This is a genomic window from Amycolatopsis orientalis (assembly GCF_000943515.2).
GTDB classification, from domain to species: Bacteria; Actinomycetota; Actinomycetes; order Mycobacteriales; family Pseudonocardiaceae; genus Amycolatopsis; species Amycolatopsis orientalis.
The window spans coordinates 9,411,878-9,426,924 of the sequence record NZ_CP016174.1 but is presented as its reverse complement, the minus strand read 5'-3'; the positions used below and the strand labels follow the sequence as shown (position 1 = coordinate 9,426,924).

General features: G+C 68.0%; 12 protein-coding genes. 8 read left to right on the top strand and 4 right to left on the bottom strand.

Going from position 1 to position 15,047, the window contains the following annotated elements:
• The first annotated feature begins 107 nt into the window (after positions 1-107).
• From SD37_RS41455 to SD37_RS41435, 5 genes are all read left to right on the top strand, one after another.
• A complete protein-coding gene (locus SD37_RS41455) occupies positions 108-2,360 on the top strand; it encodes a protein kinase domain-containing protein (RefSeq protein ID WP_044849567.1) in 2,253 nt (750 codons plus the stop codon).
• Positions 2,351-4,621, top strand: coding sequence for a serine/threonine-protein kinase (locus SD37_RS41450; protein WP_236725245.1), 2,271 nt, complete (start codon positions 2,351-2,353; stop codon positions 4,619-4,621). Before SD37_RS41455 ends, SD37_RS41450 begins: the two co-directional genes overlap by 10 nt.
• A gap of 353 nt (positions 4,622-4,974) precedes the next feature.
• Positions 4,975-5,625: a hypothetical protein gene (locus SD37_RS41445; RefSeq protein ID WP_037308836.1), complete on the top strand. Its 651-nt coding sequence runs from the start codon at positions 4,975-4,977 to the stop codon at positions 5,623-5,625.
• 19 nt (positions 5,626-5,644) lie between these two features.
• Entirely contained in the window at positions 5,645-6,295 is a 651-nt protein-coding gene (locus SD37_RS41440; protein WP_044849569.1) for an NAD(P)H-binding protein, read from the top strand.
• 50 nt (positions 6,296-6,345) lie between these two features.
• On the top strand, positions 6,346-7,293 hold the full coding sequence (locus SD37_RS41435) for a ribose-phosphate diphosphokinase (protein ID WP_037308842.1): 948 nt from the start codon (positions 6,346-6,348) through the stop codon (positions 7,291-7,293).
• A gap of 10 nt (positions 7,294-7,303) precedes the next feature.
• On the opposite strand, the gene SD37_RS41430 is transcribed toward SD37_RS41435, so the two are convergent.
• On the bottom strand, positions 7,304-8,608 hold the full coding sequence (locus SD37_RS41430; protein ID WP_044849570.1) for a D-arabinono-1,4-lactone oxidase: 1,305 nt from the start codon (positions 8,606-8,608) through the stop codon (positions 7,304-7,306).
• A gap of 92 nt (positions 8,609-8,700) precedes the next feature.
• On the opposite strand from SD37_RS41430, the gene SD37_RS41425 reads away from it, so the two are divergent.
• A complete protein-coding gene (locus SD37_RS41425; protein ID WP_044849571.1) occupies positions 8,701-9,885 on the top strand; it encodes an amino acid deaminase/aldolase in 1,185 nt (394 codons plus the stop codon).
• 440 nt (positions 9,886-10,325) lie between these two features.
• Here SD37_RS41425 and SD37_RS41420 read toward each other — a convergent pair whose 3' ends face one another.
• A complete protein-coding gene (locus SD37_RS41420; protein ID WP_044849572.1) occupies positions 10,326-10,970 on the bottom strand; it encodes a TetR/AcrR family transcriptional regulator in 645 nt (214 codons plus the stop codon).
• 127 nt (positions 10,971-11,097) lie between these two features.
• Between SD37_RS41420 and SD37_RS41415 the strand changes: the two genes are divergently transcribed.
• Together SD37_RS41415 and SD37_RS41410 are read left to right on the top strand one after the other, a co-directional pair.
• On the top strand, positions 11,098-12,420 hold the full coding sequence (locus SD37_RS41415; protein WP_044849762.1) for a GH1 family beta-glucosidase: 1,323 nt from the start codon (positions 11,098-11,100) through the stop codon (positions 12,418-12,420).
• Positions 12,413-13,669, top strand: a complete 1,257-nt coding sequence (locus SD37_RS41410; protein ID WP_044849573.1) for an MFS transporter — start codon at positions 12,413-12,415, stop codon at positions 13,667-13,669. The genes SD37_RS41415 and SD37_RS41410 overlap by 8 nt, the downstream gene beginning before the upstream one ends.
• 352 nt (positions 13,670-14,021) lie before the next feature.
• On the opposite strand, the gene SD37_RS41405 is transcribed toward SD37_RS41410, so the two are convergent.
• Both SD37_RS41405 and SD37_RS41400 read right to left on the bottom strand, forming a co-directional pair.
• Positions 14,022-14,447 (bottom strand): hypothetical protein, encoded by a 426-nt coding sequence (locus SD37_RS41405; protein WP_044849574.1) that lies wholly within the window; start codon positions 14,445-14,447, stop codon positions 14,022-14,024.
• Positions 14,448-14,460: 13 nt separating this feature from the next.
• Complete coding sequence (locus tag SD37_RS41400) at positions 14,461-14,835, bottom strand: hypothetical protein (RefSeq protein WP_044849575.1); 375 nt, start codon at positions 14,833-14,835, stop codon at positions 14,461-14,463.
• Positions 14,836-15,047 lie beyond the last annotated feature (212 nt).

The window sequence follows — 15,047 nt, the reverse complement described above, 5'->3', positions numbered from 1 at the left end:
TCGCAACGGGCTAAGTGACCGACGAGTAACCCTAAACCCGGAAGGCGGGGAACCGCTGCGGCGCAGCTCACCTCCAAGGGGACACGATCGGGAATCGCGGAGGTGCTGTGGACGACTGGGCCTTGCCGGGTTTCACCGAGCTGGGATCGCTGGGCGAGGGTGGTTTCGGACGTGTCGTGCTGGCGCGGCACGAGGAATCCGCCCAGGTCGTGGCCATCAAATACCTGTACACGAGGTTCGCGGCCGACCCGGCGAGACTGGCGGAGTTCCGCCATGAGGCCCAGATCCTGAGTCGCGTTTCGGGCCCTCATATCGCCCGTCTGCACCAGTTCGTGGAAACCCCACAGGGTGCCGCCATCATCATGGAAGCCGTTCACGGAGTCTCCCTGAAAGAGATCCTGAGCCGCCAGGAGAAGCTCGAACCCGAAGCCGCCTTGGCCATCCTCAAGGGTTCACTGCTCGGCCTCGCCGGCGCGCACGCCGCGGGCACCGTCCACCGCGACTACAAACCGGCCAACGTCCTGGTGACGCCCGAGGGGCAAAGCAAACTCGTCGACTTCGGCATCGCCGTGCTCTCGGGGGAGACCGGCGTCGCCGCGGGCACGCCCGCGTACATGGCGCCCGAGCAGTGGGCGGGCGGCGTCGCCACGCCCGCCACCGACGTCTACGCCGCGACCTGCGTGTTCTTCCAGTGCGTCGCCGGACACCGGCCGTACGAGGCCGAACAGACCGAAGTACTCCGCACGCTGCACGAATACGCGCCGATCCCGTTCGGCGAGGTCCCCGAACCGGTACGCGACCTCATCGCGCGCGGTATGGCGAAGGACGTCGCCCAGCGGCCGTCGGGCGCGGCCGAGTTCGTCGTCGAACTGGAGGCGTCCGCACGGAAGGCGTACGGCGACGACTGGGAGCGCAACGGCTGGCACTGGCTCGCCAAGGGCGCCGGGGTCCTGGTCGCGCTTTCCCCGCTGGCCCTGCTCGGGGCCGGAACCGCCGCGGCGCCGGTCATCGCGGGCGGCGCGGCGGGCGGTGTCGCGGCGACCACCGGCGGCGGGATCGCGCTCGGGCTCAAGGTGACCGCCGCGGTCGCCGCCGTCACCGCGGCCGCGGTCGGCACGGTCGTGGTGCTCAACGTCAACAGCGACGACCAGGCGTCGGCGCCGCCGCGGACCGCGACGGTCGCCGCGATGCAGGTCGACCTGCTCACCCGCACCGAGAAGCTCGACGGCTACGACTACAACGGCAAGTACGTCCGGATCAGCGGGCTGAAGGACAAGGCCGCCGAAGAGCGGGTCAACAAGGCGCTGATGGCACCCATCGATGCCTGGCTCGAGAACTTCTGGCCCGACAGCTACCAGCCGCAGCCCGAACCCGACGGCGACATCCCGCATATGAAGACCGAAGCCGAGGTCCTCCGCCGAGACGACAAACTGCTCTCGGTCGTCTACAAGCGCTCGATCGACTCCGTCCAGTTCGGAAACCACGGCGGGTTCAGCATCCGTCCGGTCGTCATCGACCTGACGAAGGGGGAGCAGATCTCCTCCGCGCATCTCTTCGACAACGTCGACGGCACCTCCTCGCGGATGCAGATGCTCGAAGAACTCCTCCTCGATTCGGCGAAGCCAGGCGACTGCCTCACCGGCGCCCGGAACTCCACCGAGCATCTCCCGGCGACGTCGCTGTCGCAGCGCTACACCTTCGACTATGACTCCATCGTGCAGGCGGCGCCCGCCGCGAACGGCATGCGGTTCTTCGTCTACGGCTCCGCACTCGGCTATCCGCGCGTCTGCGATCCGACCGAGGTCACCACCGAATACGACCGTCTGCGCGACCTGATGAGCCCGACGGTCATGAACCTGCTCGGCCTCACGAACGGCGCCAAGCAGGGCAAACGGACCAAAGAGGACAACGTCGGCGCGTTCACCATCACCACGCCGGAGAGCTGGTGGCTGCTCTCCAGCGCACCCATCGAGCGCTACCTGGTGACCGCCGACCAGTGCACGAATACCGGGACGCAGCCGTTCCACTGCGCGGGTGTCCTGTTCAGCGACAACTCGCGGGTCGAGCCTGCCACTCCGGCGTACGAACCGGGCAAGCCCTACAACCGTTCGCTCGGCCCGCGGCCGTGTCTTTCCATCGGGGCACCTAACGAAACGCAGGGTTCGCCCGTCTTACAGAAGAAGGAGCTCCGGCCGATCGGGACGAAACGGGCCGCCTACGAGGAATGGCGGCTCACCTGCTCCGGCGGCGGGACGGTCACTCAGAGGGTGTGGTTCCTGCCGAAGACGCAGCTCGTGATCGTCGACGAATGGAACACTCCGGGACTCGACAAGATTCTGGAAGAGGCACGGTGGCACTGAACGACGAGTGGAGACTGCCCGGCTTCACGGAGCTGGAGCAGCTCGGGACGGGCACCTTCGGCCGCGTGGTCCTGGCCCGTCAGGACAACACCGGCCATGTCGTCGCGATCAAGTACCTCTTCTCCCGCTTCGCCGCGGACCCCGCGTATTTGGGCGCGTTCCGGCAGGAGGCGCTGGCGCTGCACCGGGTGTCGAGCCCGCACGTCGTCCGGCTGTACGAGTTCTTCGAGACGCCGCAGGGCGCGGCGATCGTGATGGAAGCGATCAACGGCGTCTCGTTGCGTTCGGTCCTGATGGCCGAAGGCGCTCTCGAACCCGAAGCCGCCCTGGCGGTGCTGAAGGGCTCGCTGCTCGGCCTGGCCGCGGCGCACTCCGTCGACGTCGTCCATCGGGACTACAAACCGGCCAACGTCCTCGTCGCCGACACCGGCGAGAGCAAACTGGTCGACTTCGGCACGGCCGTCCTGGCCGGCGAACGCGGCCCGTCCGTCGGCACCCCCGCGTACATGGCGCCCGAGCAATGGGCGGGCGGCCAGGCCACCCCCGCCACCGACGTCTACGCCGCGACCTGTGTGTTCTTCCAGTGCGTCGCCGGGCACCGGCCGTACCAGGCCGAAGACACCGAAGTGCTCCGCACGCTGCACGAACACGCGCCGATCCCGTTCGGCGAGGCCCCGGAGCCGGTGCACGAGATCGTCGCGCTGGGAATGGCGAAGGATCCGTCGAAACGGCCCGCCGACGCGCTCACCTTCGTCGGCGAACTGGAACGTGTCGCCCGTGCGGGTTACGGCGAGGACTGGGAGCGCAAGGGCTGGTCACGGCTCGCGAAGGCGACGGGCGTCCTCGCCGCGATGACGCCGTTGGCACTGCTCGGCGCCGGGACGGCGGCCGCGCCCGGCGTCGCCGCCGCCGGAACGGGTGCGGTGGCCGCGTCGACCGGCGGGATCGCGGCCGGGCTGAAGATCGCCATCGGCGTCGTCGCGGCGACGGCCGCGGTGGTCGGCTCGGTGGTCGTCTTCTCCGACGCGAGCACTCCGCCGCCGCAGGCGCCGCCGACCACCCAGCAGGCCGTCGCGCTCAAGGTCGCGATGAAGACGCGGACCGGGACCGTGCCCGGCACGAACATCGCCTTCAGCGGCGACTACCCGGAGGTGACCGGGACCACCGACCAGGCCTGGTTGAAGCGGGTCAACGACGCCTTGGCCGCACCGATAGACGAATGGAACCGGAAAACCGGCCCCGGCGCCGCCAAACTGGAGCCCGAACGCGGTCCGTACACGCTTCTCACGAAGGCCGACGTGCGCTCGCAGAACGAGCGGTACCTCTCGGTCCGCTACTCGCACGATCTCGCGAACAAACCGCATCCGACCTGGAGTTATGGCCGGGCCACGGTGACGATCGACCTGAAGGAGGGCAAGGCGCTCACCCCCGAAGAGCTGTTCGCCCCCGGGAAGCTCACCGACGACGGACTGCGGATCCTCACCGAACGGATCTGGCCCGACAAGGAGCAGTGCGGCCCGGCCAACAGCTACTTCCCGTACCGGCCGCTCAAAGCGGTGGATCTCACCACCGAGCGGAAGGTGTGGCTCGCCTTCACGCCGACGGCTGTCGAGATCACCGTCAACATGACCGATCTCGGCTTCTCCACCGCCTGCGCCGTCCAGGACTACTCGCTGCCCTACGACAAGGTGGCCGATCTGCTGAACCCGGACCTCGTCGCCGGCGTGACCGGCGGAAAGCCGATGAAGGGGACGTCACCCGCGCCACCCGCCCAGGGACTCACCGATGTCTCCGTCGGCGCACTGACCCTCCACCTGCCGCCGGGCTGGTCGGTGCAGTCGCAGGGGCTGGAGAAGGTCATCGTCGATTCGAGCTGTCCGGACCCGAAGAAGTACTTCAACTGCAAATACTTCCTGGTCACGGACAACACCGAGCAGTCGGCCGAGCAACCGCCCTACCGGCCCGGCGGTTTCTACCGGCGCAGCGCGGGCGGCCGGGCGTGCAACGCCGCCGGCCGCAAGGACCTCCGCCAAGAGGGTGACGCCGTCCCGACGACTTCCGCCACCGCACCGGTGGGCGGGACGACGGCGACCTACGAGGAGTGGACGATCCAGTGTGTTCCTCGTGGACAGACGGGCGGAAGCGGCGAAGCGCAGGTGACCCAGCGGATTTGGTTCCTTGCGGACAGCCAAATCGTGGTGATGGACGAATGGCGCACCCCGGGCGTCGAAGAACTCCTCCGGACCGCGACCGTCTCCTGACCTTGACCTGCGATGGTCCACAGTGGAATGCCTATTCACTGGGCTGAATGGACCAACGCTCTGCTTCCGTTGCCGCGGCAGTGTTCGGTGGCGGCCTGTTCATCCCTGTGACCGTTCGGAGACGCCGGGTAACACCACTTACCTCGCTCTCACTCGGTTGGCGGCACGGTCGGACTGAAGTCCGATGACCGCCCACCGACCGGTCACCGATCGCAAGGCGCCGCCGATCGCAGCCACTCCCGTTGTCCGGCGCCGCCGCCTTCCGGCCCTGTTAGACAGGTCATGTGCCGCTTCCACCGAGGTGGCACGGGGATGAAGAGCCTTAGGGAAACCAGGTTCGAAGGAGGCGGAACGTGGCGGCTACACCGAACATGGAGAGCTCGACGGTCGCCGGTGGCGCGAAGCGCAGCCGGTCACTGCCGAGCCGGGTGGTGCCGCCGATCGAACTGCCCGCGAGCGTCGAGGAGCTTTCGCGCAAGGCGGCGGCCCTGCTCGGCTGGAACGGCATCGTCTTGCCGGAGACCACCGTGCTCGGCCGCAAGATCTGCGTGGTCGCCCGGCTCCGCACCGACGTGCACGCGGAGCGCATCGCGATGGGCATGGGTCCCGTCGTCGATCGCGCCACCGTCGACACCTGGACATGGCCAGAGCTGGCCGCGACCGCACCCGCGCCGGCCGCCGAGATCATCGGCGTCCTTGCGGTCGCCCGGCACTGGCGCACCGCGATGGCCTCCGCGGTCCCGTTCGCACGCTACGGCGAGGCCGCGATGGTGCTCCCATCGCCAGCCGTACTGACCGAGGACTACGTCGGCAACTGCCTGCCGCGTGCCCGCGCCTACGGGCTCGCCATCGCCACCGCCGATCCCAACGGCGTGACCGACCTCGACCTCGAGGGCCACAACGAGCGCATGATCCTGGACGAGGACCCGGTCTCGCGCCTGGTCAACGAGATCGTCTACGACCAGCTGCTGCGCGGCACCGAGCTCCCTGCCGAAGTGGACTGAACCGGCTACTGTCGGTCCCATGCGGGTCGTCATTGCGGGTGGACACGGACAGATCGCCCTGAAACTGGAGAAACTCCTCGCCGCGCGCGGTGATCAGGCGGTGGGGATCGTGCGTAATCCCGATCACGTCGCCGATCTCGAGGCGGCCGGTGCCGAAGCCGTCGTCCTCGACCTGGAAAAGTCCGATGTGGACGCCGTGGCCAAGGTGCTCGACGGCGCCGACGCCGCCATCTTCGCGGCGGGAGCCGGGCCCGGCAGCGGCACCGCCCGTAAGGACACTGTGGACAGAGCCGCCGCGGAACTCTTCGCGGCGGCCGCCGAACAGGCCGGTACGCGGCGGCACATCCAGGTCGGCTCCATGGGCGCCGACAAATGGGAGACCGCGGACGTCCCGGACGATTTCCGGATCTACCTCAAGGCCAAGAAAGCCGCCGAGGACGATCTGCGCGCCCGCGACCTCGACTGGACGATCCTGCGGCCGGGTCAGCTCACCGACGACGAAGGCACCGGCAAGGTCCGGATCGCCGAAGCGACCGGTCGCGGGCCGATCCCGCGCCAGGACGTCGCCGCGATCCTCGTCGCGCTGCTCGACAATCCGTCGACGGCGGGACGAGTCCTCGAAGCGATCTCAGGTGATACTGCTATCGATCAGGCCGTTTCCGCTCTGTGAAACCTTAGTGTGTGGACGTAATCCGTCTTTTGAATGAACGGAGTAGGTCCTTGCGCGAGGACATCGCGGTCTTCAGTGGCAGCGCACATCCCGAGCTGGCCGAAGAGATCTGTACTCATCTGGGCGTTCCGCTGCATCCCGTGCGGGTTCAGCGGTTCGCCAACGACTGCCTGGAAGTCCAGCTCCAGGCGAACTGCCGCGAGCGGGACGTCTTCCTGATCCAGCCGCTGGTGCGGCCGGTGCAGGAGCATCTCGTCGAACTGCTGCTGATGCTGGACGCCGCGCGGGGCGCGTCGGCGAAGCGGATCACCGTCGTCATGCCGCACTATTCGTACGCCCGCTCGGACAAGAAGGACGCGCCGCGGATCTCGATCGGTGGCCGTCTCGTCGCCGACCTGATGGCGACCGCCGGTGCCGATCGCGTCCTCGCGATGACGCTGCACTCGCCGCAGGTGCACGGATTCTTCAGCGTCCCGGTCGACCACCTGCACGCCTTGCAGGAACTGGCGAAGCACTTCCGGCAGTACGACCTCTCCGCGACCACCGTGGTCTCGCCGGATCTCGGCAACGCCAAGGAGGCCGCGCATTTCGCCCGGCTGCTCGGGGTTCAGGTCGCCGCCGGCGCGAAACAGCGTTTCGCCGACGACAGGGTCGAGATCAGCTCGGTGATCGGGGAGATCACCGGTCGCGACGTGATCGTCCTCGACGACGAGATCGCCAAGGGCAGCACGGTGCTCGAACTGCTCACCAAGCTGCGGGAACTGAAGCCGCGCTCGATCCGCGTCGCGTGCACGCACGGGCTGTTCTCCAGCGGCGCGCTCGAGCGGATCGGCAGCCAGCCGGACGTGCTGGAGGTCGTCTGCACGAACACGGTGCCGATCCCGCCGGAGGAGCAGAGCCCGAAGCTGCGGGTCTTGTCGATCGCGCCCGCGCTGGCGGAGGCGATGCGGCGGATCCACAACGGCGAGTCGGTCAGCGCGCTCTTTGAAACGGCCTAGCCGAAACCGCCTAAACGGTGCCGAGAACCCGGTCGAGGTAGGTGTTCGCGAAGACCCCGGCCGGGTCCACCTCTTTGCGGATCCGCGTGAAGTCGTCGAACCGCGGATAACGCGAGCGGAGGACGGAGGAGTCGAGGTCGTGCATCTTGCCCCAGTGCGGGCGGCCGCCGACCTCGCCGACGATCGACGCGAATCCGGCGAAGTACTCGCGATAAGGCATGCCGACGAACTGGTGGATCGCGATGTAGGCGGAGTCGCGGCCGTTCGCGGTGGAGAGCCAGATGTCGTCCGCGGCGGCGACCCGCACCTCGACCGGGAACGCGACCGGGTTCTCCAGTTTCGGTACCAGCGCGCGGAGTTCGGCGAAGACGTCGAGCAGCGACTCGCGGGGGATCGCGAACTCCGACTCGACGAACCGTACCCCGCGATGGGTCACGAAGACGCGATGCGACAGGTCGCTGTACTCGCGGGCGGAGAGGATGTTCGAGGCGAATCTGCCGAGCGGCTGGACGAGTTTCGGCACGGCGCGCCCGAGGCGGCACAGCCCGCCGAACGCGAGGTTCTCGGTGAGCTCGTAGTCGACGAATTCCTTCAGCTTGGTCAGCGGGCGGTGCTCGCTGCCCGCCGGTAGCCGGTTGTTGCGTTTGACCAGGGCGTTCTTGCCGTAGGGGAACCAGTAGAACTCGAAGTGGTCGTTCTCGTCGGCGAACTGGTCGAAGCCTTCGAGAACCTGTTCGAGGGGTTCCGGCCGTTCCTGCGCGGACAGCAGGAACGACGGTTCACACTGCAGGGTGACGGTGCTGATGACGCCGAGTGCGCCGAGGCCGACTCGCGCGGCGGCGAACAGGTCGGGGCGCTCATCCGCCGAACAGGTGACCACGGTGCCGTCGGCGAGGACGAGTTCGAGCCCCGCGATCTGCGTGGCGATGCCGCCGAGCCGGGCGCCGGTGCCGTGGGTGCCGGTGGAGATCGCGCCCGCGACGGTCTGCGCGTCGATGTCGCCGAGGTTGGTCATCGCCAGCCCCAGCGCGTCGAGTTCGGCGTTGAGCTGCTTGAGCGTGGTGCCCGAGCGGACCGTGACCAGGCCTTTCGCGACGTCGGCGGAGGCGATACCGGTCCAGCCGGTCAGGTCCATGGCGTCCGAATTCGCCGCGGCGATCGCGGTGAACGAGTGGCCGCTGCCCAGTGGGCGCAGGCGCCGTCCGTCGGCGACCGTCCGGCCGATCGCGGTGGCGATCTCGTTCGTGTCGCGCGGCCGATGCACCCGCAGCGGCGACGCCGTCGCGGTGCCGGCCCAGTTGCTCCACCGTGTCATGCGCCCACCTAACCCGTGGTGTTCTTGTGAGTGCCGAAACAGTAAGTGAATAGTATTCGCGTTTCAAGCCCTTCTGTCGTACCTTAGTTCGGGTGACCAGTGCGACGGTGTACGACTTGGCGACGAAGGACCTGGATCCTCCGTTCGCGGTTGTCGACTTGGATGCTTTCGACGCGAACGGCGCCGACCTGCTGCGGCGGGCGGGCGGCAAACCGATCCGCGTGGTCAGCAAGTCGGTCCGTTGCCGGTACCTGCTCGACAGGGTGCTCGCGCGGCCCGGATTCGAGGGCCTCATGTGCTACTCGCTCGCTGAAGCGGTCTGGCACGTCGAGCAGGGGACGACCGATGACATCGTCGTCGCCTACCCGACCGCCGACCACGGCGCGCTGCGGCGGCTGGCGGCGAACGACCAGGCGCGGGCGGCGATCTCGATCATGGTCGATTCGCCCGAACACCTCGATCTGGTCGACGCCGCGCTCGGCCAGGACCACCCCGAGATCCGGGTCTGTCTCGAACTCGACGCGTCGTGGCGGCCGCTGCCCGGAGTGCACGTCGGGACCAGGCGCTCGCCGGTGTTCAGCCCGAGGCAGGCCGCCGATCTGGCGCGAACCATCTTGTCCCGCAAGGGATTCCGGCTCGTCGGGATGATGGCGTACGAAGGCCAGATCGCCGGTCTCGGCGACGCCGCGGGCAGTGGCGTCAAGAACTCGATCGTCGGCTGGATGCAGCGGAAGTCCATTGTGGAAATCGCGAAGCGCCGCGCGGCCGCCGTGCGGGCGGTGCGGGCGCTGACGGAGCTGGAGTTCGTCAACGGCGGCGGCAGCGGCAGTGTCGAATCGACCGGCGCCGAAGCCGCCGTCACCGAAATCGCGGCAGGCTCCGGCCTGATCGGCCCCACCCTCTTCGACGGCTATGCGCACTTCTCGCCGCGCCCGGCCGCGATGTTCGCGCTCCCCGTGGTCCGGCGCCCCGCGCCGAAGGTCGCGACGCTTTTCTCCGGCGGCTACATCGCTTCGGGCCCGGCGGAGGCTTCGCGACTCCCGTCGCCGTACCTGCCCGAAGGCCTTTCGCTGCTCGGCTTCGAAGGCGCCGGCGAAGTCCAAACCCCCGTTTCCGGCGAAGCCGCCCGCCACCTGCGGCTCGGCGACCGCGTCTGGATGCGCCACGCGAAGGCGGGCGAACTCGCCGAACGCTTCACGCACTACCACGTCGTCATCGGCGACCGCGTCGACCGAACCGTCCCCACCTACCGAGGCGAACACCAAAACTTCGGCTGACCCCACAACCCCACCCCCACCCATCCCTGGGGGGCGCGCCCTGCACCAGCGTATCGGGAGGGGGTGTCGGGGATCGGGTTCCGGCGGAGTGAGGGGCGAGGTTGTCCACAACTGTGGGTGGGTGTGGACAACTTATGTGGATAACCGGGTAAGGCCTGTTCAGGGTGGGTGACGGCGTGGCTTGTGGGGATTGTGTGACTGCTGGGACAGGGGATCCGGGCGCCGGTGGACACGAATGGAGCAGGGGGATCCACCGGTGATGCGAAGGCCCCCTTCGCGACGTTGAGCGTCGCAAAGGGGGCCTTCGCGACACCCGGGTAGCAGCGAATCGCGAGTCCACAAGGGACAGTTGCGGGCTGAAGGGGCCCTTCGCCGAGTCCGACGCGACGAAGGGGCCCTTCACCGAGTCAGATGCGGTGAAGGGCCCCTTCAGCCCCCACTCAGGCTTCCCCGAACTTGCTCGCCAAGTACCCCTTCACCACCGACTTCGCCTCCGCCACGATCCGTTCGTCCCCGCGCGGGTCACGACGGAACGCGAGCTTCAGCAGCGCGTCGGCCGTCTCGTTGGCGATCGTCAGCGCGAACCGGATGTCGTCCGGCGGTGACGAGATCCGCGCCGAAAGCACGTCGGTGAGCGCGTCGACGATGACGGCGTTGTTGTCGCGAGTCTCGTCGAGCAGCTGACGGTCCACGACGTCACCGAAGTGGACCTTCGAGAACCCGGGGACCTCGCGGTGCATGTCGAGGTAGATGTCGAGGATCGAGTCCACCACGTCCCACCAGTGCTCGGGCGCGAGCTGGTTGAGCGTTTCGGACACCGAACTGACGAACCGTTCGAGGTTGCGCTGCGTCAGCGCCTGCACGACGGCCCGCTTGTCGGGGAAGAACTGGTACAGCGACCCGACGGCCACGCCGGCGCGCTTCGCGATCAGCGTGGTCGTCAGTGCGTCGTAACCGAGCTCGTCGATCAGCTGGGCGCTGGCGTCGAGCATCTGCTCCACCCGCTTGGCGCTGCGCTGCTGAACGGGCTGCCGCCGGAGCGGAGTCGTCTCCGTCTGCGGTTTAGCGGCCTGGATGTCGGACACGCGGGCTCCTCCTTCGCTGATCTGCGACTTTATCGTGCCGACGGGGTTCCCCACGGTCGAGTGAAGGCATAGTATCTGAGAACTTTTCATGTTCGGTCCGAGTGTCCCGAGGAAAGGTGTGTCGCCGGTGGAGAATCCGACTTTCCCGTCCGAATTCCTGTGGGGTGTCTCGACCTCCGCCTTTCAGATCGAAGGGGCGACCGGAGAAGGTGGCCGAGGACAGTCCATTTGGGACACCTTCACCGAAACGGAGGGAAAGATCGCGCGGGCTGAGCACGCAAAGGTAGCGGCCGATCACTACCACCGCTACTCCGAGGACATCGCGCTGATGACCGAACTCGGCGTCGGCGCCTACCGGATGTCCTTCGCCTGGCCGAGGATCCAGCCCGACGGCGCCGGAAAGCCCAACGCGGAAGGTCTCGCCTTCTACGACGAACTCATCGACGAAGTCTGCGCCGCCGGTATCCGCCCGGCGGGGACGCTCTTCCACTGGGACCTCCCGCAGGCGCTCGAGGACAAGGGTGGCTGGCTCGCCCGTGACACCGCAGAGCGGTTCGGCGAATACGCCGCCATCGTGGGCGAGCGATTCGCCGATCGGGTGAAAATGTGGATCCCGCTCAACGAGCCCATGGTCATGTCGATCTTCGGATACGCGATCGGCGAGTACGCCCCCGGCAAGACCCTGCTGCTCGACGCCTTGCCCACCGCGCACTACCAGAATCTCGCGCACGGTCTCGCCGTCCAAGCCCTGCGCGCGGCGGGCGCCCGCAGCGTCGGCACGGCCAACAACCATTCGCCGATCTGGCCGGCCTCCGATTCGCCGGAGGACAAGGCCGCCGGCGAATGGATTGACGCCCTCATCAACCGGACGTACGCCGATCCTGTGCTGCTGGGCCGTTATCCCGAACAGGTCGTCCCGCATCTCCCCGCCGGTTTCGCGGAGGATCTGGCCACCATCGCGCAGCCGCTCGACTTCTACGGCGTGAACTACTACGAGCCGCAGGGCGTCGCCGCGCCCGGCGAAGGCAATCCGCTGCCCTTCGAACTTCGCGCGATCGAGGGATATCCCCTGACCACCAACGATTCCCCGATCGTCCCGCATGGGTTGCGCGAGCTGCTCGTCGGCTTCCAGGAGCGCTACCACGAGCACCTCCCGCCGGTCTACATCACCGAAAACGGCTGCAGTTTCGACGACGTCGTCGCCGAAGACGGGCACGTGCACGATCAGGAGCGCATCGACTTCCTCGACAGCCACCTCGTCGCGGTCCGGGAGGCGATGGACGCCGGCGTCGACGTCCGCGGGTACTTCGTGTGGTCGCTGATGGACAACTTCGAATGGTCGAAGGGCTACCGGCCGCGGTTCGGCCTGGTGCACATCGACTACGAGACGCAGAAGCGGACGCCGAAGGATTCCTTCGACTGGTACCGGAAACTGATCAGCCATGAGTGAGGTCACGGAGCTGCCCGAGGCACTCGCCGAGCCGGTCGCCAGGGTCCGCGCGGGGTGGATGAGCCTGCTGTTCTTCGCGAACATCGCGCTCTGGCTGGGGATCTACGCGCCCATCCAGGTCTTGCTGCCCAAACAGGCCGAGATTCTGGACGCGGCCGACAAAGAGGCCGTGTTCAGCCTGGTCACCGGAATCGGTGCGGTCATCGCGCTGATCGCCAACCCCGCCGTCGGCCTGCTCTCGGACCGGACCTGTTCCGCCCGCGGCCGCCGTCATCCGTGGACGGCGGCCGGTGCGGCGGTCGCCGCGGCCGGGCTCCTCGTCCTCGCGTTCGCACCGAACATCGCGGTCATGGTGCTCGGCTGGTGCCTCGTCCAAGCAGGGCTCAACGGGATGCTCGCGATGCTGGTTTCGGCCATCGCCGACCGGGTCCCCGTGCCGCAGCGCGCGCAGGTCGGCGGGCTGGTCGGCATCGCCCAGATGCTCGGGACCGTACTCGGCGCGGTGGTCGTCGTGGTGATGCTCGAAGTCGCCGGACTACCCCTGGGCTATTCGGTCTGCGCGGCCATCGTGCTGGCGGGGGCGGCGGCCTTCATCCTGCGCACGCCGGACGCGCGGTTGCCGGTCGAGTTCCGGCCGTCCGTCCGCACCCGGGACGTGCTGGCGAACCTGTGGATCTCCCCGCGCAGGCATCCGGACTTCGCCTGGGCGTGGGGCTGCCACTTCATGATCAACCTCGGCAACGCCTTCGGCACGCTGTACCTGTTGTTCTTCCTCAAGGACGCGGTGCACTACGAAGATCCGGACACCGGCCTGCTGATCATGATGGGGCTCTACGGGGCCGCGCTGATCGTCGGCGCGCTCATCGCCGGGCATTTCTCCGACAAGTCCGGACGGCGTAAGCCGTACGTCCTGGCGGCGTCGGCCGTGATGGCGATCGCCGCGCTGGTGCTGGTCGTCTGGCAGAACTGGACGGCCGCGCTCGCGGCGTCACCGTTGCTGGGCATCGGTTTCGGCGCCTACATGGCCGTCGCGCTGGCGATGCTCACGCAGGTGCTGCCCGCCGCACAGGACCGGGCGAAGGACCTCGGGGTCATCAACATCGCGAACTCGCTGCCGCAGGTGGTGGCGCCGATGCTGACCGCGCCGATTCTCGCCTACCTGGGCGGCTATCCGAGCCTCTTCGCGGCTTCGGCGCTGTCCACCATTCTCGCCGCGGTGCTGGTCACGCGGGTGAAAACAGTCAGCTGAGCCGCGGTTCGAAGTTCTTTGTCCCGCTGAGAAGCCATCAGCGGAGTGGAGACCGCGGACCGGTGCCGGTCGGGGGAGGGGAGTGCAACGGCACCGGCCCGCGGGGTTCGGGGGATGGCAGCGGGCTCCTGACCAGGAATCGCGCTGCGTTTGTGATCATCAACTTAGCGACCGATTACTGCGTTCGCTAGGTGTTCTGCCGATAATTTTCGATTAATCGCGGTGGGGACCGGAGTGATTACCGAGAGCGGCTCGTCGCGTTCGGGGGTACGCGCGAACCGCCGCCGGCGAGGGCGAGATCTTGGCGTGGTTGCCGAGGGGGCGCTCGGACCGCCGTTCACTCACCCGGCTTTCAGGCGTGTACGCCGCCGATGGCGGGCCTGCGCGGGTTGACCAGCGCGTGCCTGCCGGTGGTTTCGCTCGCGCTGGCGGCGCGGGTCTGCCCGGGGAGACGCCGTCGGCTCTCCCGCCGGTGGTCCTGGGAGGCCGCGGTCTGCTGGGGGGCGAGGCCCCCGGCGACCAGGTGCTCGTGCGCGACCTGCCACACCGAGCAGGGGGCCTTGCACTTGTGCCAGCGGGTCGAGCAGGTGGGGCAGTCCCCCCGCTCGTCGGGCTCGTGCGCCTGAAGCATGGCGCGCCAGCCCTCGGTAAGCCGGGGGAGCTCCGAGCGGGCGACCGACACGAGCGACTGCGCGTCGGCCCGGGTCGCGAGATCGGAGAGCATGTCGAGGCGTTCCCAAACCGCGTTGCGGAGGACTTGCCCTAGGACCTGATCCACGGAGAACTCACCGTTACCTTTCCGCCATCTTGGCGGCTTCGTTGAGCGCGGCCCTGAGCTGTCCGAGCTGGCCGGACGTCAGGCGCGCGGTCTCTCCTGGCGGCGAGACGAGAACCACCTGGTTGTCTTCGACGAACACGGTGACGGCGCGCTCGCGGCTGATGAGATCGCCGCACTGCACGCGCCAGACCAGTTGTCCGCCTTCATAACGGCGCACACTCGCGGTACGGGGGTCGACCGGGGCGGACGGGGAGACCGTACGGTTGGCACCGGGGGCGACGGCGACCGCCTGCTGACCGGCGGGGCCGGCCGCACGCAGGTGGCGCGTGGCCATACCGGGCCGTCCCGCGGTGATGGAGCCTGTTGCGATCGAGTCCACGAACTCCACTGGCTCTTCTCCGCTCTCTCGTTCCACGTCGTCTTCGTAACCGCGAATCCGCACCTGTAGGGGGTTCGGAGACTTGGTAGCTCTCTGTGATCGCTGCCGGTGGCTGGGCGGTCACGGAGATCTGACAACTACAGTGATGTGAAACCGAGTTCGATAGAAGGTCGAACCGCCGTCATAGCGGTGACCGGACGAGGTTTCACGGTAAGCGGTCA

Excerpts from the sequence above, each read along its gene's own strand:
- SD37_RS41440 (WP_044849569.1), top strand. The coding sequence starts at position 5,645 with ATGCGGGTCGTCATTGCGGGTGGACACGGACAGATCGCCCTGAAACTG.
- SD37_RS41410 (WP_044849573.1), top strand. The coding sequence starts at position 12,413 with ATGAGTGAGGTCACGGAGCTGCCCGAGGCACTCGCCGAGCCGGTCGCC.
- SD37_RS41430 (WP_044849570.1), bottom strand. The coding sequence starts at position 8,608 with ATGACACGGTGGAGCAACTGGGCCGGCACCGCGACGGCGTCGCCGCTG.